This window comes from Planctomyces sp. SH-PL14 (genome assembly GCF_001610835.1).
Classification (GTDB): domain Bacteria; phylum Planctomycetota; class Planctomycetia; order Planctomycetales; family Planctomycetaceae; genus Planctomyces_A.
The window spans coordinates 1,644,600-1,669,104 of record NZ_CP011270.1; the positions used below are offsets into that span (position 1 = coordinate 1,644,600).

18 protein-coding genes are annotated in these 24,505 nt (G+C 65.8%); 12 read left to right on the forward strand and 6 right to left on the reverse strand.

Annotated elements, in window-relative coordinates:
- Positions 1-105 precede the first annotated feature (105 nt).
- Both VT03_RS06485 and VT03_RS06490 read right to left on the reverse strand, forming a co-directional pair.
- Positions 106-1,383 (reverse strand): DUF1501 domain-containing protein, encoded by a 1,278-nt coding sequence (locus tag VT03_RS06485; RefSeq protein WP_075092241.1) that lies wholly within the window; start codon positions 1,381-1,383, stop codon positions 106-108.
- A 309-nt stretch (positions 1,384-1,692) separates the two neighbouring features.
- Entirely contained in the window at positions 1,693-3,345 is a 1,653-nt protein-coding gene (locus VT03_RS06490; RefSeq protein WP_231870608.1) for a DUF1549 domain-containing protein, read from the reverse strand.
- A gap of 470 nt (positions 3,346-3,815) precedes the next feature.
- Here VT03_RS06490 and VT03_RS06495 point away from each other — a divergent pair, with 470 nt between their 5' ends.
- A complete protein-coding gene (locus VT03_RS06495; protein WP_075092242.1) occupies positions 3,816-4,796 on the forward strand; it encodes a glycosyltransferase family 2 protein in 981 nt (326 codons plus the stop codon).
- Positions 4,797-4,934: 138 nt separating this feature from the next.
- Here the strand turns inward: VT03_RS06495 and VT03_RS06500 are convergent, their stop codons facing one another.
- Both VT03_RS06500 and VT03_RS06505 read right to left on the reverse strand, forming a co-directional pair.
- A complete protein-coding gene (locus tag VT03_RS06500) occupies positions 4,935-5,774 on the reverse strand; it encodes a glycerophosphodiester phosphodiesterase (protein ID WP_075092243.1) in 840 nt (279 codons plus the stop codon).
- A gap of 107 nt (positions 5,775-5,881) precedes the next feature.
- Positions 5,882-7,192, reverse strand: a complete 1,311-nt coding sequence (locus tag VT03_RS06505) for an MFS transporter (RefSeq protein ID WP_197489221.1) — start codon at positions 7,190-7,192, stop codon at positions 5,882-5,884.
- A 293-nt stretch (positions 7,193-7,485) separates the two neighbouring features.
- Here VT03_RS06505 and VT03_RS06510 point away from each other — a divergent pair, with 293 nt between their 5' ends.
- From VT03_RS06510 to VT03_RS06520, 3 genes are all read left to right on the forward strand, one after another.
- Positions 7,486-9,048: a hypothetical protein gene (locus VT03_RS06510; protein ID WP_075092245.1), complete on the forward strand. Its 1,563-nt coding sequence runs from the start codon at positions 7,486-7,488 to the stop codon at positions 9,046-9,048.
- 160 nt (positions 9,049-9,208) lie between these two features.
- Positions 9,209-10,078, forward strand: a complete 870-nt coding sequence (locus VT03_RS06515) for a DUF1570 domain-containing protein (protein WP_075092246.1) — start codon at positions 9,209-9,211, stop codon at positions 10,076-10,078.
- A 242-nt stretch (positions 10,079-10,320) separates the two neighbouring features.
- A complete protein-coding gene (locus tag VT03_RS06520) occupies positions 10,321-12,111 on the forward strand; it encodes a hypothetical protein (RefSeq protein WP_156514331.1) in 1,791 nt (596 codons plus the stop codon).
- A gap of 457 nt (positions 12,112-12,568) precedes the next feature.
- Here the strand turns inward: VT03_RS06520 and VT03_RS06525 are convergent, their stop codons facing one another.
- Positions 12,569-13,501, reverse strand: coding sequence for a dihydrodipicolinate synthase family protein (locus tag VT03_RS06525; RefSeq protein WP_075092248.1), 933 nt, complete (start codon positions 13,499-13,501; stop codon positions 12,569-12,571).
- A 315-nt stretch (positions 13,502-13,816) separates the two neighbouring features.
- Here VT03_RS06525 and VT03_RS06535 point away from each other — a divergent pair, with 315 nt between their 5' ends.
- From VT03_RS06535 to VT03_RS06570, 8 genes are all read left to right on the forward strand, one after another.
- Positions 13,817-14,656, forward strand: coding sequence for a hypothetical protein (locus VT03_RS06535; protein WP_075092250.1), 840 nt, complete (start codon positions 13,817-13,819; stop codon positions 14,654-14,656).
- 117 nt (positions 14,657-14,773) lie between these two features.
- Positions 14,774-15,451: a response regulator transcription factor gene (locus VT03_RS06540; RefSeq protein WP_075096962.1), complete on the forward strand. Its 678-nt coding sequence runs from the start codon at positions 14,774-14,776 to the stop codon at positions 15,449-15,451.
- Entirely contained in the window at positions 15,448-16,887 is a 1,440-nt protein-coding gene (locus tag VT03_RS06545; RefSeq protein ID WP_075092251.1) for an ATP-binding protein, read from the forward strand. The genes VT03_RS06540 and VT03_RS06545 overlap by 4 nt, the downstream gene beginning before the upstream one ends.
- Positions 16,884-17,894 carry a DUF1559 domain-containing protein gene (locus VT03_RS06550; protein WP_075092252.1) on the forward strand — a complete coding sequence of 337 codons (1,011 nt, stop codon included), beginning with the start codon at positions 16,884-16,886 and terminating at the stop codon, positions 17,892-17,894. The genes VT03_RS06545 and VT03_RS06550 overlap by 4 nt, the downstream gene beginning before the upstream one ends.
- A gap of 485 nt (positions 17,895-18,379) precedes the next feature.
- Positions 18,380-19,024 carry a methyltransferase family protein gene (locus tag VT03_RS06555; protein WP_075092253.1) on the forward strand — a complete coding sequence of 215 codons (645 nt, stop codon included), beginning with the start codon at positions 18,380-18,382 and terminating at the stop codon, positions 19,022-19,024.
- A 118-nt stretch (positions 19,025-19,142) separates the two neighbouring features.
- The gene (gene murA / locus VT03_RS06560; protein WP_075092254.1) at positions 19,143-20,420 is read left to right on the forward strand and encodes a UDP-N-acetylglucosamine 1-carboxyvinyltransferase; all 1,278 of its coding nucleotides are present in this window, start codon (positions 19,143-19,145) and stop codon (positions 20,418-20,420) included.
- Between the two features lie 408 nt (positions 20,421-20,828).
- Positions 20,829-21,500, forward strand: a complete 672-nt coding sequence (locus tag VT03_RS06565) for an ABC transporter ATP-binding protein (protein WP_075092255.1) — start codon at positions 20,829-20,831, stop codon at positions 21,498-21,500.
- Entirely contained in the window at positions 21,497-22,879 is a 1,383-nt protein-coding gene (locus VT03_RS06570; protein ID WP_075092256.1) for an ABC transporter permease, read from the forward strand. The genes VT03_RS06565 and VT03_RS06570 overlap by 4 nt, the downstream gene beginning before the upstream one ends.
- A 34-nt stretch (positions 22,880-22,913) precedes the next feature.
- Here the strand turns inward: VT03_RS06570 and VT03_RS34095 are convergent, their stop codons facing one another.
- On the reverse strand, positions 22,914-24,419 hold the full coding sequence (locus VT03_RS34095) for an endonuclease/exonuclease/phosphatase family protein (protein WP_197489222.1): 1,506 nt from the start codon (positions 24,417-24,419) through the stop codon (positions 22,914-22,916).
- Positions 24,420-24,505: the final 86 nt, after the last annotated feature.

Here is a 24,505-nt window from a genome sequence, read left to right on the forward strand (position 1 = left end):
CCCCGCTTCGAATGTCCACCACCGCGAATCACGGGATGCCGCAGAATTCGCGGTCGGACGACCTCCTCCCCTTCAGCGACTCTCGCTTCAGGGAGATCGGTCGGCCTAGGAGATGAGTCCCTTGATCGGCGTACCGCCGTTGGCGAGCCGCATCGGACGGCCGCGGCCGGAGGTGTGGACCGTGTCGAGCGGAATCTTCATGGCGTGAGCGATCGTCGCCCAGATGTCGCCGGGGAGGTAGCTCTCGCTGACGATCCGCATCCCGTCGGCATCGGTCTCACCGATGGCGCGGCCACCCTTGAGTCCGCCCCCGCCGATCATCACGGACCAGCTCTGGGCCCAGTGATCGCGGCCGGTGTTGGCATTGATCCGCGGCGTACGGCCGAACTCGCCCATACAGACGATCGTCGTGTGTTCGAGCAGACCGCGCTGCTTGAGGTCGGCCGTCAGGCCGGCAATCCCCTTGTCGAGGATCGGGAGCCGCTGGTTCTTGAGGGTGTTGAACACGTCCTGATGGAGGTCCCAGCCGCCGGGGAAGTTGACTTCCACGAACGGGACGCCGACTTCGACAAGGCGGCGGGCCATCAGCATGCTGCGGCCGAAGGCGGAGGTCGCCGGACCGTACATGTCGCGGACGGCAGCCGGCTCCTTCTCGGTCTTGAAGGCGTCCATCTGGGCGGAGGTCATCAGGTTGACCGCCTTGGAGTAGACGTCCTTGTGAGCCTGGCCGATGTCGCCGCGGTCGGACTTGATGAACGTGTCTTCGACCGCTTCGAGGATGCCGAGCCGCTTGCTGAGCCGGCCCATCGAGGCCTGGTCCATTTCGGCGTTCTGGATCCGGCCGTTGGAGTCGACCACGAACGGAGCGTGCGACATGCCGAGGAAGCCGGGGCTCATTCCGCCCCCGCCGATCGACACGAACGCCGGGATTTCGAGTTCCTTCCGCTGCTTCGCACCGACTTCGTAGCTGACGACCGAGCCGAAGGTCGGGTGAACGACGGTCGGGTTCGGCACGTAGGCGGTGTGCATGAAGTAAGAGCCGCGGCCGTGGTCGGCTTCGCGGGTGCTCATCGAGCGGACGACCGACAGGTCGCTCATGACCTTCGCGGTTTCCGGCATGTGCTCGGAAATCTGGAGGTCCCCCTTCGTCGAGACCGGGGTGAACTCACCGCCGTTCTTCGAGCCCGGCTTGAGGTCCCAGATGTCGATCGTCGGCGGTCCACCGCCCAGCCAAATCAGGATGCAGGCCTTCTGGGCCTTCTTGACTTCGGCGGCGTTCGCCTGGAGGTGATTCAGGAAGCTACCGGCCCCCAACGTCACGGCCCCGCCCATGGCCAGGTGACTCATGAAGTGCCGACGGTTCATGCCATTGGGAAGGAGCATTGGAAAATCCCCGGTTCTCTGGAGAGTGACTGTTTGAAGACGAATACAGCGAAAGGCTGATTCTGGGAGACTGACTTCTGTCGACCGACGACCGCACGTGTCCAACTCAATTTCACCATCGCATGGGTCAGACGTCCACGCGAATCGCCTTGTCAAAACCGCCCGGCGGAAGCTTTCGCTTGCCGCCGGGGCCGTGTTTCACACTCACCCGGCTCGTGACTTCTGGACCGCTGAGCTTCGCCTGCCGCCAAAAATGACAGCCGTCGAGTCTCAAACCACGCCCCGGCACGAAATTACCGGCAAACCACCTCAGTGGTTCGTCACAAATTCGTTGGAATTCAGAAGTGCCCAGTAGACGTCCTGGAGCCACTCCATCCGGTAATTCCCGTAGGCGGCCATCGTCTTCCGCAGGGCCGTCACTTCGGACTTGCCCGGCGTCCGCCCGAGGGCGGCGATGTACATCGACCGAATGATCTCGTTCTCGTTCTTCGGGTTCGACTTCATCGTCGCGGCGATGAAGCTCCCGTCCTCCGTGCTGATCGCGCTCTTCACGAGCGGGCCGTTCATCATCAGGAGGGCCTGGGGAATCGTGCCGCTGAACAGCGTCGGCTCGGTGTCTTCCGCTCCGCCGAAGATCCGCTTGAACTCGGTCAGCCAGCGATCCCGCTGAGCCTGGGCCGCCTCGTAGCTCCCCTGGCCCGCCCCGTGGGCGTTCGTGGCGATGATCAGGGAGTCGTAGAGCTGCTCAACCTGCAGCGGCTTGACGTACATGTGGCTGAAGAGCGGCACTTCCCCGCCGGCCGGGTCATCCACGCCATTCTTGGGATTGAACTGGCTCGTCAGGTTGTACGCTTCCGTGTTGCAGATCCACTCGCAGAGCTTCTTGACGTCGTAGCCGCTCTTCACGAATTCTTCAGTCAGCTTCTCCAGCAGCTCCGGATGGCTGGCCGGGTTGTGTGGTCCCATGTCGTCGACCGGCTTGGTGAAGCCGAAGCCGAAGAAGTGGCCCCACATCCGGTTCACCATCGCCTTGGCGACCTGCTTCGTGGAGTCGTTCTTGGTCATCATGGAGGCGAGCTCCTTGCGGCGCTCCGAGCTCCCCGGGTCGATTTCCTTGTCCATGTACTTCGGGTAGGCGACCTGGACGAGCCCCGCCCGGTTCTCGAAGTACACCGGGCCGGTGTAGTTCCGGAACACCAGCTCCGAGTAATCGTCATCCATCTGGCCGGTCTTCGGGTTGTACTTGTCGTGGTCGACCCGGCGGACCTGGCGGAGGAAGCTGTTGAACTCCCAGAACTGGTTCTGCTTCCACTCGTTGAACGGGTGGTTGTGGCACTGCGTGCACTGGACCTGCATTCCCAGGAAAATCCGCGTCAGCCGGGCGGTCGCCTCGACCGCGTACTCTTCGTTGTTCGGATTGCCGGTGAGCTGGGCGAGGATGAAGTTGACCGCGCCGTTCTCGGTGAAGTGCCCTTCCGCCGAGACCAGGTCGAAGACCATCTCGTTCCAGGGCCGGTTCTTGGCGAACCCTTCCCGCAGGAACTTCTCGAGGGCCGCCCGGTCGGTCCGGTCCGGCGTGTTCCGCCCGAGGAGGACGTTCGACCAGACGGTCGTCATGTTCCGGACATAGCCGGGGTCGGCCAGCAGTTCGGCGATCAGCTTCGACCGCTTGGCTTCATCCTTGTCCCGAACGAACGCCTCAACCTTGCTGGCCGGGGGAATGTGGCCCAGCACGTCGAGATAGACCCGGCGGAGCCATTCCATGTCGTCCGCGACGTCGCTCGGCTTGACTTCGTTGTCGGTCCAGCCGGTCCGGATCTGCTCGTTGATGGCGGCAATCAGGGGATCCGAAGACCCCGTGGTGAACTTCGATTCCGCTGCGCCGGCCTGCGTCCCCGCACCCTGCACGGCCGCAAACGCCAGACTGGCCACCGCGACACACCCGATCAGCGATCGACGCATCCGCAGCATTTCGCTACCCCTTCCGACTCTGGTCACGCGACTGGATCCAACAGACTACCGCATCTACCCGACACGTCTCCCCTGCCGTGTTCCACCCGCCGTCAACACAGCTCGGGAGGAGAAGGGGGACTACGCTGCCGCATTTCATTACCGCACACCTGCGGTCGATGTTCGGAAGAATTCTTCGGAACATCGGAACGGCCCACCCCGCGGCAATCGCCACAACAGTATAGACAGCGGGATTTTCAGTCGCAAATCGGAATCAACATTGACTGATCGGTCTGTAGAACAGGGGGCCCGCCGGCCCCCGATCCCGGACCATTGATTCTTTCGGAACCATCGGCCCGGATTGAGGTTCCAGCTCGGCAAACCGCACATCCTCGACACCACCGGGCCGGTCTGCCATGCTGCCGACCGGCTAGTGCCCCGTCTCCCTCCCGCTCCCGCTTGAACACCCGGCTGACCAGGACGTGCGGAAACTCTCGATCGTCGTCCCCGTCTTCAACGAACAGGGCAGCCTTGCCGAACTGGAACGCCAGATTCGCGAGGTCGTTTCGCAACAGGCCCTTACGGCGGAGATCGTGTTTGTCGACGACGGTTCCCGCGACGGTTCCTGGGAGCTGATCCGGTCGCTCGCCGCAGCGCCCCCGACCCCGCCGCTGACGATCCGGGGGCTGCGTTTCCGGCGGAACTTCGGGAAGGCCCAGGCTCTCCGGGCGGGCTTCGAAGCGGCGACCGGGGACCTGATCCTGATGATGGACGCCGACCTCCAGGACGACCCGGCCGAGATCCCGCGGCTGATCGCCAAGCTGGAAGAGGGTTTTGACGTCGTCAACGGCTGGAAGCAGCGGCGGCTCGACCCCTGGCACAAGGTCTATCCGAGCCGGGTCTTCAACTGGCTCGTCAGCCGTGGAACCGGCCTGACGCTCCACGACCACAACTGCGGCCTGAAGCTCTTCCGGGCCGAGGTCCCCGGCGAAATCCCGCTTTACGGCGAACTGCATCGTTTCATCGCGGCGCTGGCTCACTCGCGCGGTTTCCGCGTGACGGAGCTGGCGGTCAACCACCGCTCCCGCGTCCACGGCCACTCGAAGTACGGCTTCCGCCGGTTTCAGCGGGGGTTCCTCGACCTCCTCACGGTGATGTTCGTCACCGGCTACGGCGAGCGTCCGCAACACCTTCTGGGGGCCGCGGGGCTGTTCTGCTTCGGCATCGGCGGGCTCGGGCTGGCCTATCTCGCGGCGGTCTGGATCCTCGGGCACGGCCTCGGCCTGCTTCCGGATGTCCCGATCGGCTCCCGCCCGCTCATGTTCTACTCCGGCGTGCTGCTGCTCCTCGGGGCGCAGTTCATGTCGGTCGGCCTCCTGGCGGAACTCCTCGTCGCCTACCTCAGCAACCTGCGGGAGTCCTCCCCGGTCGTCGAACGAATCGAGCCGCCGACTTCCGAATGAAGAGTTAAACACCAAGACACAAAGAAGGCACCAAGGTCACCAAGGCCCTGGTCTCGCAAAATCTTGGTGTTCTTAGTGCCTCCTTGGTGCCTTGGTGTTTAACAAACAGCCCCCAATCTCGCCTCACTCCGGCCGAGGTCACTCGGGCAGTTTCTCCTTGGCCGCCTGGATCACGGTCGGGATGTCGGTGCAGTGGACTTCGATCCCCAGCCCCAGGGCGAGGTAGTAGTCCTGCACGCTCCGGCCGGGCCAGCCGTTGACGAGGAGGCCGTTCTTCCGGGCCTCCAGGACCGCGGCGCGGGAGGTGCCGTTCAACTGGCAGGCGATCCGGTCCGCCCCGACCGCCTTGGCCCGCTCAATGAAGTCGGCTGAGCAGGGCTTGCTGGCGATCAGCGACAGCGGGGCCTTGGCGTCCAGGGCGTGCATCGCTTTCAACGGGCGCTCATCGAAGGAGCTGTACACATAGGTCGAGCCGGCCGCTTTGCGGGCCTCGGCGGCGGAGTGCAGCTTGCGGCAGTAGTCATCAATGCGGTCGTCGGGATAGAGCGTCTTGGTCCGGGTCTTCATCTCGAGCTCGATGTAGACGCCCGGCTTGTCGGCGAAGTAGCCGAGGAACTCATCGAAGAACAGCAGCTTCTGGCCCTTCTTCGTCGTGACCTCCTTGAGTTCCGCCGCCGTCTTCTGCTCGACGGCCCCGGTCGCGTTGTGGGTCCGGTCGAGGCTGTCGTCGTGGAGGATCACCAGGACCCCGTCCTTCGTCATCCGGACATCGGTCTCGAAACCGCGAATCCCCCGCTCGTAGCAGGCTCGGAAACCTTCCAGCGTGTTCTCTTCGAACTCATACGCGCCGCCGCGGTGAGCGAGGATGATCGGGCCGCTCGGCTTAGCGGGGCTTTTGTCCTCGGCGGAGGCGCGGTTCGATTGGGGGACCACGCTCCAGGCGAGCAGGAGGCAGGCGATCCACGGTCGGAGAGTCATTCGCATTTCCGTTTCCCAGTCCTTTCATTGCCGCGACGTTCCGGTCGCGGCGGTGGGCATTGTCGGCGTTCTGGATGCCAACGCGTTCGTTCGGCCGAACGGAGGGGTTACTTCGCGTCCTCAGGGGGCGTCGTGAGTTCGCTCGCGGTTTCGACGGCGACCGCCATCCTGGGGAGGATCCCCGCCCGTTCGTAGTGCGGACGGACCTCTTCCCGCAGGCTCGGATAGATGCGGGCGAACGCGAGGGCTCCGGCGATGCAGACGAGCCCCGCCGAGAACGGCGCCATCGGCGGACCGAACCGTTCCGCGATCGCCCCCGCGACCAGGCTCCCGATCGGCGCGGTTCCCATGAAGGCCATCGTGTAGAGGCTCATCACCCGGCCCCGCTTGTCCTCGTCCGCGAGCGTCTGAATCAGCGTGTTGCTCGAGGCCATCTGGAGCATCATCGTGAAGCCGGTCAGGACGAGCAGTCCCATCGAGACCGGGATCAGCCGCGAGTACGAGAAGCCGATCATCCCCAGCCCGAACAGCCCCGTCGCCCACGACATCTTCTTGCCGAGCCCCAGGACGGTCTTCCGCGAAGCGAGATAGACCGCGCTCGACAGCGCCCCGCAGCCCGAGGCCGCGCTGAGGAACCCGAACAGGAGCGGGCCCCCCTTCAGGATTTCCTTGGCGAAGACCGGCAGCACGACCGAGAGCGACATCCCGCACAGGCTCACAAGGGCCATCATCAGAAGCAGCATCCGGATCGGCCGGAACCCGAAGGCGTACCGCACTCCCTCTTCGAGCCCCTGCCGGATCGAGCCCGCGAGCTTGAGCTCCCGCTGGGGAAGGTTCCGCATCGCGGCCAGCGCAATCAGGACCGCGACGTAGCTGAGGGCATTCAGCAGGAAGCAGGCGATCGGCCCGCCGGCGGCGATGAGGAGTCCCGCCAGGAAGGGGCCGACGAGGCGGGCGGAGTTGACGATCGACGAGTTGATGGCGATGGCGTTCGGCAGGTCGCGGCGGTCGTCGATCATGTCGACGAGGAACGCCTGCCGGGTCGGCATGTCGAAGGCGTTGATGAGTCCGCTGGCGATGCTGAGGGCGATCACCTGCCAGACGGGGATCGTTTCCAGCAGGGCCAGGCAGACGAGCGCGAGGGCCTGGGCCATGGCGAGCGTCTGCGTCAGCCGCAGTGTGCGGTGGCGGCTCCAGCGGTCGGAGAGGACCCCGGCGACAGGGGAGAGGAAGAGGGCCGGGATCTGGCCGGAGAAGGCGACGAGGCCGAGGATGAACGACGAGCCGGTCTGTTCGAAGACCATCCAGGAGAGGCCGACCTGCTGCATCCAGGTGCCGATCAGCGAGACCCCCTGGCCGATGACGTAGAGTCGATAGTTCCGATGGGCCAGCGCTCGTCCCAGGTGGGCCAGCGGCACGATTCACTCCTCTTCGTTCTGAGCGCGACCAGATCGACCTCCCGCCGTCCGGCCTCTCGCGAGTCAGGATCCGCAGCCTGAGCGCTCCCGCCCCCGCATGCAAGCCACGGGCGAGCCTCGCGGCTCCGACGGCACGAAACGATGGGATTGAGTGACGGACGAGTGTTAAGGCAGCTCCCGTTGATCCTGAGCGCGGCCCTCTGTCCCGGCCGCGGGGTTCCTCTATCATCCGAAGCTCCGTTCCGCTCGCCGGTTCGGACCTCGTCGATGTCTTCGTCCCGCGAAACGAACTTGTGAATCGCTCCGGAATCCTTCGTTCGATCCTCCTTCTCATCGGAGTGCTGGCCACGGTCGGGGTGATCGCCAATCCGGCCGTCCCTCTGGGGGTTCCGAACGAATGGACGTGGCCCCGCCGCACGCTGGCGGGGGAGGACTGGTTTGACCTCGGCCTCGCGGCGGGAGCCGGGGGGCTGTACTGCTGGTGGGCGATGGCCGGACGGAAACGGCTCGCCCGCTCAGGGGCCGCGTGGATCCGTGCCTGGGTCGCGGGGCTGTGGCCGGTGACGCTCGTCTGGTGGGGAGTCCTCCTGAGCCTCCTGCCGATCGGAACGGGGCTCGACCGGTTCCCCTGGGTCCTGGGCTTTCCCGGATCGTCGGGGTATTTCACGCAGGCTCAGAACGACGTCCATTCCACGCAGGAGTTTCTGCAGACCTACCGGAAGCGGGTGACCGAGGCGGAGGGGATGGACCGGTATCTCCACCTCGGAACACACCCCCCGGGGCTGACGCTCGTGTTTCATGGGCTGCGGCAGTTCTGCGAGGCGTCCCCCTTGGCGACGCGGCTGGCCGAAGCATCCCGTCCCGGCCGGGTCGTGGAGGCGTTCCAGGTTTTCAACTCGACCGCTCCGCCGGACCGCAAGCTGACCGCGCCGGATGCGGCGGCCCTCTGGCTGGGTGGTCTGCTGGCGATGTTCGGGGCGGCGCTCGGCGGGCCGGCGATCTACGGTCTCGCCCGCCGCTGGACCGATCCGGCCGGCGCGTGGAGCGCCGCCGCACTGTGGCCGCTTGTTCCCGCCATCATCGTGTTCCTTCCGAAGTCGGATGCCCTCTTCGGCGGGCTGGCGCCGGCGCTGGCCTGGATCTGGTTCCGGAGCGTCGACAAGGGATCCGCGTGGCGGGCGGTGCTGTTCGGGCTGCTGCTGTATGGATGCGTGACGCTCAGCCTGGCGTTTCTGCCGCTTGCGTTCCTGATCGGCGTGGCGTCGCTGCTCGAAGTCGGTTTGGTTCGAGGCGAGTCCCCTGCGTCGGCGGGGGAACTTGCCACCCCAGGGAAAGGCGCCCTCGGACGGACGTTCCGGAACGTCGCCTGGGCCCTGTGCGGCTTTCTGATTCCGTGGCTCGGGCTCTGGATCTGGGCCGGCTACGACACGCTGGGGGTGTGGCTGCAGAACCTGCGGAATCATGCCGAGTTCTATGCCCATTCGCCCCGGACGTATCTCCAGTGGCTGTGGGTCAATCCGCTGGAACTCGCCATGGCGGTCGGGGCGCCGATCGTCCTGTCCCTGGCGCTGTCGCTCGCGGCGGCTGGGCGAATCGCGCCGCGGCAGCGGGCGCAGATCGCCGCGTGGGGACTCGTCTGGGGCATTCTCTGGCTGACGGGGAAGAACATGGGCGAAGCGGCGCGGCTGTGGTGCTTCCTGCTCTCCTGGCCGATCCTGGCCGTGGCGGTGCCGCGTCCGTCTCCGGACGATCCCTCATCCGGGGCCTCCTCGGCGGAGTGGATCGTCCTGCTGCTGGGCCAGCTTGCGGTGTGCATCGTCACGACGTTCTACGTGAACGGCTTCAGTTTCGGATGATTCGGGACGAGGTGAGGGGGCCGAGCCGGACCGAAACCGCCCTTGTTCCCGCGCGGCACGATCTGCCACTATCCGCGGTTGCCCTCCCCGGATTCCGCGGGAGGTTCGCAGCAGCGCGGACGGCCGCGCCGGTTCGATTCCGCACGGATGCAAACGGCGAATGCCGCGATCGACCGAAAGTTTGCCCGGTTCCGACACTCCATCCCCAGGCGGGGGTGAGGGGGCGGCCCTGTCGCGCCGGGGGTTTCTGACGCTGTCGCTAGCAGGCCTGGCCTCGGCCGGCTGCTCGTTCCACCGCGGGACTCCGGTCGCCGCGCTTCCCAACGACTATCAGGTCAAGCGCGACCAGCTCATGGTCCGCTCGGACGTCAAGATGGATGACAGCCACCCGGCCCTGCGGGACCTGGAGGATGTCCGGAAACGGGTCACGACGACGCTCCGCCTCCCCGCGCCGACCAAGCCGGTCATCGTCTACCTGTTCCGCGACCAGTCCCGGTACTCGGGATTCATGACGTCCCGGCATCCGAACCTCCCGTCGAGGCGGGCGTACTTCATCGGAACCTCAACGGAGCTGGCGGTTTACGCCTTCCTGGGGGACAAGACGTCCGAAGACCTGCGGCACGAATACACGCACGGACTGCTCCACGCCTCCCTCAAGTCCGTCCCCCTCTGGCTGGACGAGGGGATCGCCGAGTATTTCGAGACGCCGCCGCTTATCCCGGGGCACCTGAACCGGGAGCACGTCGAGCGGCTCTCCGTCGCGATTCAGAACGGGTGGCAGCCGGACCTGTCGCGGCTGGAGAAGCTGGAAGACGTCAGCGAGATGCAGCGGTCGGACTATCAGGAGGCGTGGGCCTGGGTCCATTTTCTTCTGCACGGCTCGGAGGACAGCCGGGGGCTGCTGCTGGCGTATCTGCAGGGGCTCAAGACAGCCTCACACGCCCCGTCGCTGGCGAAACGCGTCCGAAGCGAGATGTCGGAGCCGGAGTACCGGCTTGTGGCGTACCTCCAGACGACGCTGCCGGGCTGACCTGCCGAGGTTTGCTGTCCCGGGCACAGAGATCGCTTGCGAGTCTCGCATCATCGTTTCGTTACGAATCGTTTCTTGCCCGAAATTTTTGAATCTCCTATCCTTCCAAGCCTTTCTGACCGGACGTGACCAGTCCGGATCAGTGGTCGACGGAGCGATCAGCGTGGTAACCCGCGCCTCGGTGTCCGTCAGCGATTAAGACCGACATCGAGTTGATGACGATTGCAAGGAGTCGCGTAGCCATGCTGTTCAGGTCGATTGTTCTTTCCGCCTTGTGTGTGCTGACCGGTGCTCAGGCTGTTCGAGCAGAGGAAAAGCCCGCCCGCATCTTCATGGGTCTGGCGAGTGCGGACCGGCTCATCGAGGACCTGCAGTACATCGTCGTCGACCTGGCGGGCGAGAAGGAACAGTGGGAGAAGAACGTTCTCCCCAACATTGAGGTGTTCCTGATCGGTGTCACGACCGACAAGCCGGTCCGGATGGACACCGTCATCGATGCCGCCGAAGGGAAGCGGAGCGTCTTTGTGATCCCCGTCGAGAAGGGGAACCTCAAGGAGTTCCTGGAAGACAACCTGGCTCCGATCGGGATCGACGCCAAGCGGACCAAAACCGACAAGGCGCTCTACGAGCTGACCGGCGACGTCCTGCCGGAAGTGCCGTGGTGGCTGCGGCACGCGTTCGAATACGTCACGATCACCCGCACTCAGGCCGATGTGCCGGCGACCATCGCCGATCCGCAGGAGGCCAACGCTGTCCACTTCGAGAGCGATCCCTCTTATGACATCGCCGTCCAGCTTCTGACGACCAAGGACGACGTCCCGTCGCGGAAGAAGGCGATCGAAAAACTCCGGTCGGAGTCCGACGGGAATCTCAAGACGGCCAACGAAGGAGAGTCGGACGCCGCCTTCCAGCTCCGCAAGGCGCTCGCCAATCAGCAGCTCGACACGATGGACCAGATCTTCGTCCAGTCGCAGGAGCTGTTCTTCGGCTGGATCACCGATCCCAAGGCCAAGTCGGCCCGCGGGACCATCCGGTTTGCCGCGCTCGAAGGGACCAAGCTCTTCGAGGCCGGTTCGGACCTGGGGACGAAGCCGAGCTATTTTGCCGGCATCCCGGAGGCGGAGGATCCGGTCCTCAAGGGGCGGATCACTCTCAACCTCGGCGCACAGAGCCAGAAGCGGATTGCCGAGATCGCGAAGCTGTCCGGGCCGGTCGCCCATGAGAAGATTGACAAGAAGGAAGGGATCACCGCCGAGCAGAAGGCCGCCCGCAAGGCGATCATGACCACGCTGCTCACGCTCCTCGAGAAGAACGCCAGCCTGGGGGTCCTCGACGCATTCGGAGAGCTCACCGCCCAGTCCGGCGGCAAGCACGTCTTCGTTGCCGGCCTGCGGGCGAATGAGGGGGCGGCGATCAAGGAGATTGTCGAGCAGCTTCCCAAGTCGGACAGCCAGTGGGTGACGAAGGCGAACGTCGAGAAGATCGGCGACGTCGAAGTCCATCACATCCAGAACACCAAGCCGAGCGACGTCGTCAAGGACTTCTGGGGAACCGGCGACATCTACATCGCCGCCGGCCCCGAGTCGGTGTGGATCGCGAAGGGACAGGGGAGCCTGGAGGTCCTCAAGACCTATGTCGAGAAGCAGAAGGGGACGCCGGACATGGCGAACATGCACCGCTTCGCCTCGCTGCGGATGCACGCCAAGCCGATCCTGTACATCAACGAGTCGTTCTGGGAAGAGCTGGACATCGACCTCAAGAAGCTGATCCAGTCGTCCGGGCTGATGCCCAAGAAGAAGGAAGCCAAGGCGACCGTCGGGCGGGACGGCAAGAAGCAGAGCACCGCGGACAAGCTCAAGAACTACGACTGGGCCGATCCAGCGCTCAAGGCGATGGAAGGGAAGGTCGACGTCATCGACATTGTCCTTGACCACGACGACAACAAGGTCAACGGCATGGTCGACATCCAGGTCGAAGTGCTGAAGGCCCTGGGAACGGTGATCGCGGACTTTGCGAAGAAGAATCTTCAGTAGGATCGCGGCGGCGAGCCAAAGTGGTCATGCCAAAGGGACGTCCGGACGGACGTCCCTTTTTTTGCGCCGAGATGAGAGACGCACTTGCTTGATGGTTTCGCTGAATCGAACCGTGTCCTTGCCGGACGGACTCTGATAGCTCAAACCCAATGTGCCACGGCCGCTGGGGTCAAGGGGGCCACGCCCCCTTGCCGCCGGAGGCCTCTTCCATGAGGAACTGTGGAACACAACGGATGTTCCCTTTGTGGCGCCAGCGTTGAGGACTCTCTTAACGCACACCGCCGGCTTTGCAATCCCCGCCGGTTGGTGAGGGGGCATCCGGCACGTCGTCCGCGTTTGGACCCCCACTCCTTCCGACAGTTCTCGACGAGAGGGCCTCCGGCGGGCAAAGGGGCGTTGCCCCTCTGCACTCCCCACCAGGGTGCCCCTGGACCCGATATGGAGCAGGCAACGTCGCTCAGCGCTTCGACGCCTGAAGCTGCGGGAACTCGCCGAGATCAACAAGGTGCTGACGAATCGTCGCCACCTGCGGCTCCGACAACGGATGGATCGGCTCCGCAAAGATCGCAGAGCAGATGTCGACCAGGCTCAGCGCAGACTTGATGCCGGTCAGATATCCGGTCGGCGCAGGCCCGACCTGATAGATCTTCGACGACATCCGCATCACCCGGTGCTGCAGCTTGGCCACCAGCCGCAGGTCGTCGCTGACCGCCGCCTCGAAGAGCTCGACATACAGCCGCGGCAACAGGTTGGCCCCACCGCACACACCGCCGTGGGCCCCCGCCAGAACCGCCTGGGCCATCAACTCCTCCGGCCCCATGAAGACCGCAAAGTCCGGCCGCTCCCGGGCCAGCTCAAGCAGCTGGTTGAAGTAGAGCATGCTCCCGGAGCTGTCCTTGACCCCGACGATCCGCGGGTTGTCCAGCAGCCGGGCGACGGTCCCGATATCGAAGGAGACCTTCGTGTGCGTCGGCATGTTGTAAAGGAGCGTCGGCAAGGCCGACTCCCGGGCGAACTCCTCCGTGTACTGCAGAAGGTCCGCCTGATGGACCGGGAAGTAGAACGGGGCGGCAAGCACGACGAAATCGGCCCCCGCTTCCGAAGCGGTGCGGGCCAGATCGACCGACTCGACGAACGACGGGTCAGTCACGCCGACGAAGACGGGGACGCGCCCCGCGACGATCCGGCCGGTCTGGCGGATCATTTCCCGCTGGAGACGGTGGCTGAGGCTCGGTCCTTCTCCTGTCGTTCCCAGGATGAAGACGCCGTGGACGCCCCCTTCAAGGACGTGCTCGATCAGCCGCTCCAGTGCCGCGACATCGAGGCGGTCCCGCCCGGTCAGGGGAGTGACGAGCGGGGGGACGATCCCTTTGCACGGAAAGGTGTTCACGAATAGAGCCTCGGACGATGCGGAGTGGCAACGCGCATGGCATACGGGATCGGCCAATTGATGTCGAGCGTGGGTTCCCCCGACATCTCCCCCCACTGGGGCGAGGGGCAGGTCGAGGGGCACCCTGGTGGGGGACGCAAGGGGGCCTGTGTTGTTTCTTTGGCCCCCTTGCCCGCCGGAGGCCGGGCCGTCGAGAACTGTCCGAAGGAGCACGTGTCCAAGATGTAATCGGCGATTCTGTCGAAACTCGCGCCGGAAGTGTGCGACAATGACGGTCCTTCCTCATTGGCTCCCCGCCACATCACGGACTCCGCCATGCTCCGCCGCCCTCTCCTCGTCGTTGCCCTGACATTCACGGTCGCCCTCTCGGCAACGACCGCACCGGCCGCTCCCCGCAGCGGGCGCTCCGGCCGCATGGTTCAGGTCCAGCGGCAGCAGGAGATCGCCCGCCTGCAGAAGCAGCTCGAAAACGCTCGCGATGCCCTCGACCGGCTCGGCAGCAAGATGGCGCGGAGCGAATCCGACCTGGCCGAAGCCCGGACGCGGGCCGCCGCCGCGCGACAGGACATCAACGAAGCCTCGTCCGCCCACAAAGAGTCCCACAAGAAACTCGAAGAACTCGAACACCAGATCATCGACCAGCAGTCGGATGACTCCGAGTTCGCCAAGGCGCTCTCGGCCCTCGAAACCGCTCAGCACGCCCTCGACGCGGAAATGCACCGCATCCTCAAGTGGCCGGCGCCGGAGCCCGGCGAGAAGGAAGCCGACCGCCTCAAGGAGTTCGGAAACCTGACGCGCGAGCAGCGGACGACGCTCAAAGAGAACGCCGCCTACAAGAAGCGGCAGGAGGAACTCCACGACGCCTCCGACGCCCTGAATCGAGCGAAGACGAAGCTCTACTCGGCGAACGCGCAGTGGAAGCGGCTCCACGAGGAACAGATCGCCGCCGACAAGGCGATGACCGAAGCGGAGCACGCCCGCGGCGGAGCCTCGAATGACCGCCTGGAGGCGGACCAGTCGCTCCGGAGTGCCGCGGAGATCCGGATGTCGCTGCAGCAGTCGATCCAGCAGCTCGAGGGGCGGATTCGTTCGCTCGGGGGACGACCGGATGCTCCCTCGACGTCCAAGTCCCCGGCGTCGTCCGGAAAGAAATAGCGATCTCCGGGGCCACCGCCGGAAAATGAAAATTCCCTTATCTCGGGCCCGGCGGTTTTCGAACGACGAGGCGGACTGATAACGTCCGGGGTGGAAGATCTCACGGAAGAGGCAACGATGTCCAACGTTCTGGTCTTGGAGGACCACCAGTCGCTGCGTTCCAGTCTTGAACGCGGCCTGCGGGAAGAGGGGCACACAGTCTTCCCGGTCTCGAGCCGCGCCGATGGGATGAACGTCGTCCGCACGGAACCGCTCGACGCCATCATTCTCGATCTCCAGCTCCCCGACGGCGACGGGCTCCAGTTCCTCCGCGAGGTGCGGCGGGATGGTCTGGCGGTCCCGGTCCTCGTGGCGAGCGCACGGGACACCGTCGACGAGCGGATCCTCGGCCTCGATTCCGGAGCGGACGACTATCTCGTCAAACCGTTCGCCTTCGGCGAGCTCGTCGCCCGCCTGCGGTCGCTCCTCCGCCGGGCCGCCGTCGTCTCCGACTCGGTCCTGCGGCACGACGACCTCCAGATCGACCTCCTGACTCGCAAGGTGACCCGCCGCGGCGAGGAGGTCTCGCTCACGCGCCGTCTGTTTGAGCTTCTCGAATACCTGCTCCGGCATCGCAATGAAGTCGTGACCCGCGAGATGCTGGCCCGCGACGTCTGGAAAGCCTCCACGGCGACGTGGACCAACGTCATCGAAGTCCAGATCCGCGAGCTCCGGCGACGAATCGAGCGGCCGGACTGGAGCCGCCTCCTGCACACCGTCCGGGGCGAGGGCTACCTGCTGGGAGACCGCCCGTGAGCCGTTGGACCATCCGCTGGCGGCTGACGTTGCGAAACGCCGCCGTCCTGACCGGGCTGTTCGCGGCGTTCTGCGCCGTCATGCTCTCGCTCGTCCACGACCACCTGCAGCAGCAGGCGGACCAGTGGCTTGGCGAGGAGCTGCGGGAACTCGCCGAGGAGGTCAACCTGGCGAACGATTCCAGCGAGCTGCTGGGAACGTTGCGGAAGCGGTACGCCGTCCACTCGCACTTCCACTTCCGCGTTTTGACGGAGACGGGCGAGCCACTGTTTCAGAGCCGGTTCCTGAGCAACGTCACTCTCCCGACGCCCGGTCCCGCGGCGGAGCTCCGCGGGCAGGTCGTCCAGGATCTGGAGATCCCCGAGGTCGGGACGTTCCGACTCGTGAGCTCGGCGATTCGGGATCCCCAATCCAAGCCGCTCATGCTGCAGGTCGCAGCACCGAAGACCGCGTTCCGTCGCGAGTTCCAATGGTACGTGGGAACCGTGCTGGCCATGGTGCCGATCGCGCTCCTCGTGGCGATCGCCACGGGTTACGGCCTCGCGCGGCAGGCACTCGCGCCCGTCGACGAGATGGTCGCCACGGCGGAGCGGATCTCCGCCGAGCGGCTCGACCAGCGGCTGCAGGTCGTGAATCCCCGCGACGAACTCGGCCGGCTGGCGGCGACGCTCAACGCGATGTTTGACCGGCTGCACCGGTCGATCGACCAGATGCGGCGGTTCACGTCCGACGCCGCGCACGAGCTGCGGTCCCCCATTGCCGCGCTGCGGACGGAAGCCGAGGTGGTCCTCCGGGCTCCGCGCGACGCCGAGGCCTATCGCCGGACCGTGGAACAGACCGCCGACGAGGCGACCCGCCTCGGCGAGCTCGTCAGCCAGCTCCTGACGCTCAGCCGCCACGACGCCGGGCAGGTCCCGATCTTCGAAGAGACCGTCCGCGTCGACCTCCTGCTCCTGGACGTCCTGGGACGGTTTCAGAACCGGTCGGTGGAACGGAGTGTGGCGCTGTCGTGCGGACCGCTGCCGGCTTGGCTCGTCGTCGGCGACGACCTGCTTTTGAGCCAGCTGTTCTACAACCTGATCGATAACGCCCTCAAGTACACGCCGTCGGGCGGAGCGATCCGTCTCTGGGGACACGTCTACGGGGGCGATCTGGTGATCGGCGTTCAGGACACCGGAATCGGGATTCCAGACGATCTGCTCCGCCGGATCTTCGACCGGTTCTACCGCGTCGATCCGTCGCAGAACGGCGATCGCGGCGGAGCGGGACTGGGGCTGGCGATCTGCCAGGCGATCGCCGAGATGCATCGCGGCCAGATCGAAGTCACGAGCGAGGCCGGTGAAGGGAGCTGCTTCCAGGTCACGCTGCCGGGCGAGCCGGACCACCAGCCGCTGACCGAGGAGGAGGACATCGCCCTCGCGGGAGAGGCGATATGAGCGGGTCGCGGCGCGGTTTCTCGCTGATCGAGCTGATGGTCGTGACGGCGGTCAGCGGCGTGCTGATGTCGCTCGCCCTGCCGGCCATTCAACAGGCCAGGGAAGCGTCCCGCGCCGCCGCCTGCCGGAACAACCTCAAGCAGATCGGCCTGGCGCTCCACAACTACGAGAGCGCCCACGGCCGGTTCCCGCCGGGGTCGATTCCGTCGGGGGCGGGGTCGTGGTCGGTTCATGGACGGCTCCTTCCGTTTCTCGATCAGGCGAACGTCTACGACCGGATTCAGTTCGAGTACCAGTGGGACGACCCCCTCAACCTGGCGGTCGGGGTCCAGCAGTTGTCCATCCCGAGCTACCAGTGCGGCAGCGATCCCAATTCGAGTTCGCTTTGCGACGCCGGCCCGGAGGAGGGGCTCGTTCGCCCCGTGAACTACGGGTTCAGTTTCGGGACGTGGTTCATCTTCGATCCCAGGACCCGGCAGGGGAGCGACGGGCCGTTCTTTCCCGGGAGCAGCCTGGGCTCATCGGCGATCGCGGATGGGCTTTCGAACACGCTCGCCATCTCCGAGGTGAAGACGTTCCAGCCGATGTTCGTGAACAGCGTCGACCCGGGGCCCGCGGTTCCGACGTCGCCAAACCAGTTCGCCGCGTGGGCGGGGGCGGCGTCGTTCGAGCTGGGTCCAAACCTCAATGACAACGGCGGTCATACGGAGTGGTGTGACGGGAACGTGCACGACACCGGATTCACGACCGTTTTCACGCCGAACCGGATTGTCGAGTACGTCCATTCGGACGGGCGGACGTATGACATCGACTTCAACTCGCGGCAGGAGGGGAGCAGCCCGACGCAGCGGACGTATGCGGCGATCACCTCCCGCAGTTTTCATCCGGGGCTGGTGAACACGACTCTGTTCGATGGTTCGGTCCGTTCGATCCAGGACGGAATCGCCCCCGAGGTGTGGCGGGCGCTGGGAACGCGCTGCGGTCAGGAGCGTCTCGGAGAGTTCTGACGCTCGTGTGTCGGTGCGGAACGGGGCAGGGTGTTCGCAGCAAACGGGAGGGCGAAGCTCCTGCTGAGCTGCGCAGGTTCCAGACCGCTTCGAATCCGGTCACCTCGGGCACACGGATGAGAAACTGTTCGCTTTCACCACCGCCGCGGCTCGGCTGGAGCCTCGCCCTCCCAGGATCCTGGGCCTGACCTTGGGGCGCAGCCCAAGCCCCCCAGAGCGTTCGTTCGATGAACTCTTCCTTAGAATGACGGATGCCCCCGGGGAGCTCTCGCTCTGTCCACTAGGATCACACCGCTCGCCTTGAGTCACGGCGTCTCCCGTCCAGGACGGATCCTACTCCGGAGATCGACATGTCTTCTGTCCCTGTTGAGCCGTTCCCGCGGCCTCTTGCCCGTCCGGCCGCACGGACGACGTTTGCATCGCAGCTCCCCCCGTTTCGTCCGGAGCCGCGTCGTTCGACATCGCTGCCAGTGACGACACCGGTCTTGACCACCGCATTCACCCCCGATGAGGGGAAACCGGCGACGGCGACGCAGTCCGCGATCCCCAACGTCCGCCGCGCCCTGGCCTACCGCATCCGCCTCCCGTTGACCGCCGTGTGCATCGTGAGCGGGGTCGCGCTGACGGTCCTGACCCGGCCCTGGCTGGCGGCGGATTCCGCGGGCGGGCTGGCCCTGACCGGCCTGGGGATGACGTTCGTCGTCTCCGGGATCGCGGTCCGGCTGTGGGCCCTGGCCTCGATCGGCCTGCGGAAGACGAAGCAGCTCGTGACGACCGGGCCCTACTCGCTCACCCGCAACCCGCTGTACCTGGGGACGCTTCTCATCGTCCTGGGCTTCCTGGCGCTCTGGCAGAGCCCGGTGCTGGCGGCCCTGGTCGTCCCTCCGATCCTGCTTTATCCCTTCGGTGTTGTTCCGGCAGAAGAACGGGTCCTTCGAGGCGAGTTCGGGGCGGAGTTCGATGCCTATTGCGTCCGGACGCCGCGGTGGTGGCCGCGGCTTCGGGGTTATGTTGCCGAAAGGCAACTCGCGACCGGCACCCCTGGATTCCGCCGGGAAGCTCAATGCGGGGTGTGGTGGATGTTCTTTGCGGCGGTGACGATCGCCGTCGTGGCTCTCCGCGGCGTCTGAGCGACGCGGGCTCCGGGATCCCGGGAGGCGCTCTTGCCGGAATGACCGCCGCGGGGCACACTTCCGCCGCTCGGGCTGTCTGGGATGCCCGACGTCACCGGCGAGAGTAGAGGCCCGCGTGGAGCGACTGGCGATCCAGGGTGGCAATCCATTGCGGGGGATCGTCCGCATCGGCGGGGCCAAGAACGCCGCGCTGCCGATCATGGCTGCGTGCCTGGCGGTCGAGGGCCGGACGACGCTTCGCAACGTTCCCGATCTGACCGATGTCCGGACCCTCTCCGACGTCCTGACGCGCCTCGGCCTGAAGGTGACCCGCGACGTCGACAACCACCTGACCATCGAAGAGGGAGGGGGGCCGCGGTCGCAGGTGGCGGACTATGAGCTTGTGCGGCAGATGCGGGCCAGCGTCTGCGTCCTCGGTCCACTCCTGGGCCGGTATGGCGAGGCGCGAGTCGCTCTCCCCGGGGGCTGCCAGATCGGACACCGGCCGCTCGACCTGCATCTCAAGGGGTTGGAGGCGCTCGGGGCCAGCATCCGGATCGAACATGGCGACATCATCGCCTCCGCCACGAAGCTGCGGGGGACGACGATCGATCTCGCCGGTCCGCGGGGCAGTACGGTGACCGGGACCTGCAACCTGATGACCGCCGCCGTCTTCGCCGAAGGGGAGACGGTGATCGAGCATGCCGCCCGCGAGCCGGAGGTGTGCGATCTGGCGGAGTTCCTCCGGGACTGCGGAGCGATCATCAACGGGCATGGGACGGAGACGATCCGCATTGCGGGATCGGCTCCGCTCTACGGGACCGACTACGCGATCATTCCCGACCGGATCGAGGCGGCGACCTTCATGACCGCCGTCGCCGCGACGGGGGGAGCCGCACGGATTGAGGGGCTGCGGCTCGACCACCTGGAGTCCGTTCTGGAGTGGGCGGCCGCGGCGGGGATCAACGTGAAGCCGGCTGGTCCGGATGCGATCCATGTCGCTGGCGGCGGGGCCCTGAAGGCGTGCGACTTTGCGGCGAGGCCGTATCCCGGGATCCCGACCGACGTGCAGGCTCAGCTCTCGGCGATCCTGTGTACGGCGCCGGGGACGAGCGTGGTGGTGGATACGGTCTTTCCGGATCGGTTCCTGCATGTTCCGGAACTGCAGCGGATGGGTGCGAAGATCGAGCGGGACGGGAACCGGATCCGTATTACGGGCGTGTCGCGGTTGAGCGGGACTGCGGTGCGGGCGACGGATCTGCGGGCGAGTGCGGCGCTAGTGATTGCCGGGCTGGCGGCGGAGGGGACGACGGTCATTGACGATCTGCCGCATCTTGACCGCGGGTATGAGCACCTGGATCGGAAGCTGCGGTCGCTGGGTGCCAAAGTCGCGAGAGTCTCAGCAGAGCTCTGACGGAACCGGGTCCAGGGGGCCCCTGGTCAGGGGGTGCAGGGGGGAGAATCCCCCTTGCCCGCCGGAGGCCTGGCCGTCGAAAGATGTCTGAAGGAGTGCGTGTCCAAGCGCGGACAACATGCCGTATGCCTCCTCACCAACCCGCGGGGATTGCAGAGCGAGTGGGGAGTCCTCAACGCCGGTACCACAAAGGGGACATCCGTTGCGTACCACGGTTCCTCACAGGAGTGCCTCCGGCGGCAAGGGGGCGTGGCACATTGGGTTTGAGCTATCGACGTCCGTCCGGCAAGGACACGGCTGCCGTCTTCATGAAAATTTTGTGCATCTGCACACTGGCCGTCACTATGGACTCGCACCACCGCCCGCTAGACTCGAAAGATCGACGGATCTGAGACTGGCGGAGGTGCGATGTCCCTGTTGTTGGAGAATGTCCGGAAGACGTATCGCCAGCCGGATGGCACACGTCTGAACATCCTGGGGATTCGGCGGTTCGAACTTCAGCAGGGAGAACAGGTCGCCCTCGTCGGCGGAAGCGGCGGTGGAAAAACCACGCTCCTCAACGTCATCTCCGGCGTGACACAGGCGGACAGCGGCGTCGTCCGCGTCGACGGCACCGACATCGCCCGCCTCCCCGAAGCGGTCCGCGACCGGTTCCGGGCTGAGAAAATCGGAATCGTCTTCCAGACGTTCCACCTCCTCCCCGCCTTCACGGCCTACGAGAACGTCCTCCTGGGAATGTCGTTCTCCGGCAAGGCCAATCGCGACTACGCCCGCTCCCTGCTGGAACGGGTCGGACTCGGCCACCGGCTGCACCACCGGCCGGGACAGCTCTCCGTCGGGGAACAGCAACGGGTCGCCGTCGCCCGGGCCCTCGCCAACCGGCCGCGGCTCATGCTGGCCGATGAGCCGACCGCCAGCGTCGACACCGCGAACCAGTCGACGATCCTCGGCCTCCTCCGCGACGCCTGCCGCGAAGGGAACGTGTCGCTGCTGCTCGTGACGCACTCGCCGGAGGTCGCCTCCCAGTTCTCGCGGGTCGATCGCCTTGCCGACTTCAACCAGCCGGGAGACCTGACATGAACCGCTTCACGATCGCCCTCAAGAGCATCCGCCAGCGGGGTCTCGCGTCGTCGCTCACCTCGCTCAGCGTGGCGCTCGGCGTCGCGCTGATGATCGCCGTCCTGATCCTGAACAACGCGATCTCCGGGCTCTTCAGCCAGCGGAGCACCGGCTACGACATGATCATCGGGCCCAAGGGGAGCGCCACACAGCTCGTCCTGAGCACCGTCTACCGCATCGAGCCCCCCATCGAAAATCTGCCGTGGCGGTACTACCGCGAGTGGCAGGCCAAGCCTGAAGTCGAGTACGCGATTCCGGTCGCCCTGGGAGACACGACCCAGGTGGGACAGTTCCCGATCGTCGGCACGACCGTCGACTACTTCCGGATCCCGTCCGGCTACAACCGTGGGAAGCCGGTGCCGTACCTGCTTGACGGCGAACTCCCCGGGGGAGCCTGGGACGCCGTCATCGGCAGCGAGGTCGCCCGGAAGAACGGATGGAAGGTCGGCTCCCAGTTCAAAATGATCCACGGCGGCCAGGACGAGCACGTCCACGACGAGCTGTTCACCGTCCGCGGCGTCCTGGGAAGGACCACGACTCCGAACGACCGGACGGTCTTCGTGAACCTGGAAGGCTTCTTCCTGCTGGCCGGGCACGACAAGCCGATCGACGAGGCGGTCGCACGCGAGGCGGACTTCTACCGGGAATCGGTCGAGCAGGTGCGGGAGCGCTACAAGGCGGACCTCGCGCATCTCAAGGAACATGCCCACCACGATCACGGGGCGGGGCATGACCACGCACACCACGACCACGGTCCGGTTCCGGACCTGCAGCGGGAAGTGACGTCGATCCTGGTCGTCGCCAAGCAGGACCCGGACTTTCCGTTCCAGTCCCAGTCGTTCGTGATGGGAACGATGGCCGACCTCAAGGAGGGCTTTCAGGCTCAGGCGGTCAGCCCGGTCAAGGTCATGACCGACATCATGACGAAGCTCGTGGGGAACATCCGGCTGGCGCTGATGATCCTGACGGGCCTGATCATCCTGGTCTCGGGGATCGGGATCTTCGTCAGCATCTACAACTCGATGTCCGACCGCCGCCGCGAAATCGGGATCATGCGGGCCCTCGGGGCCAGCCGCACCGCGGTCATGACGATCATCCTGGCGGAGTCGATCCTCCTGTGCGTCGGCGGGTTCCTCGGCGGACTCGTCCTGGGGCACGGCCTGATCGCTCTCGGAGCCCCGTTCATCGAGGCCCGCAGCGGACTCGTGATCGAACGATTCAGCTTCGATCCAATCGAACTCACGGTCTTCCCGGCGATCCTCGTCCTGGCCACGCTCGTCGGGATCGTCCCCGGCCTGACCGCCTACCGGACGGACGTCGCGGACGCGTTGGCGCACTGAGGCGGATTGCCGGCCCTCGCGGTGGAGGCGGTCCTCAGGGCGTGTCCGCGAATTCAAGAATCGTCAGGACCGGGCGATGGTCCGAGGCGACCGGCTCGGCAATGACCCGCGTTTCGACGACGCGGCAGGCGGCGGCCGGCCGATAGCCGACGAAGTCGATCTGCTGCTTCGGCTGATCCGAGGGGATCGACGGAATCTCGCGGTCGCCGCAGAGCGTCCACCGCGACGAGACGGCGGCGAGCGTCTCGCTCCCGCGATCGTCGTTGAGGTCCCCGGCGAGGATCGCGAATGCATTTCCAGCCTTCGCCGCGCGGTCATTGATGACCTGCATGGAGGCCCGGCGCTCAGCGTCGTCGCGGCGATGGTCCAGATGTGTGGCGAAGGCCTTGACCGGGGCCGCGAGCATCGGAACCGCAATCTCCGCCATCAGGACGCCGCGCTGCTCCCCTTTCGCGACCACGGGCAGTAGCACGTTCTCGGAACGTGAGATCGGATACCGGCTCAAAAGGGCGTTTCCGTATGCGCCCCCCTGGAGGGAGAGATTCCCACCGAATGCAACGTGGAACCCGAGCGCCTTGCCGAGGACCGCCGGCTGATCGACGCGGCCGCTTCGGGTCACGTTCCGATCCACCTCTTGGAGGCAGACGATGTCCGCCGCGCTGACCCGGATCACCTCCGCGATCCGGTCGAGGTCGAGCTTCCCGTCCGTCCCTTCGCCGTGGTGGATGTTGTAGGTCAGCACCCGCAGCCGCCGGGCCGCGAGACGCTCGGACTCCGCCACGAGCACTCGCTTTCGGCCGCGGTCGATCCCGACGAGGCCACCCGTCACAGGATCGGCGGCAATCCCCTGGCCGGTGAACGCGATCGGAACCTCTTCGACAAACTCGAGAACGGTCCCCGTCGCAGGGAGCCGCAGCCGGAACGCCATCCGGTCGTCATGGCCGGTCACGAGCAAGGTGTCGTCCGTCCAAATCCCGCCCGAGAGGCTGAACTTCCCGAGCCGCCCGAACAGCTCCGGCGGATAGGTGAACCGCGCGAGTTCCTTCCAGTCGGCATCAAACCGGACCAGAAACGTCTCGACGTTGTGTTCGCCAAACTTCGCGAAGTTGCACCACCACTCGTCCGGCGCCCGCTTCGGCTGATGAATCGCCCACGTCAGGCTGCCGCCGTAGTTCCCGAAGTCATGGAACGTCGTCAGCTCGCCCGTGGCCGGGTCGAACCGCTTGATCTGGCTCGACTCCGGCGTCTTCGGATAGTTCGAGTGGGCGGCGTACAGGACTCCGTCCCAGACGAAGCCGCTGTTGAGGTGTTTTGCGTCACCGCGGCTTTCACTCACCCGTGCGTCCGTCGCACGGTCGAACACCACCACCCGGTCGTTGGTAATGGCGTAGAGGTAGCGCTCGTCCGCCGCGGCCGCCTGGTTCGCCTCCGGCGCGGGAAGCTGACGGACGGATTTCCAGGTCTCGCCGCGGGCGGCCTCCCCTCCGGCCAGGAAAAGCACGGCCGCCACGAGAGCTCGGGAGAGCGGAGCGATCGACATCGGGATGGATTCCACAGACCGAAAAAGAGCGGAAAGACGATCCGCCGAAACGAGTTATGCCGAGGTTTCCCCGCGACGCAATCGAG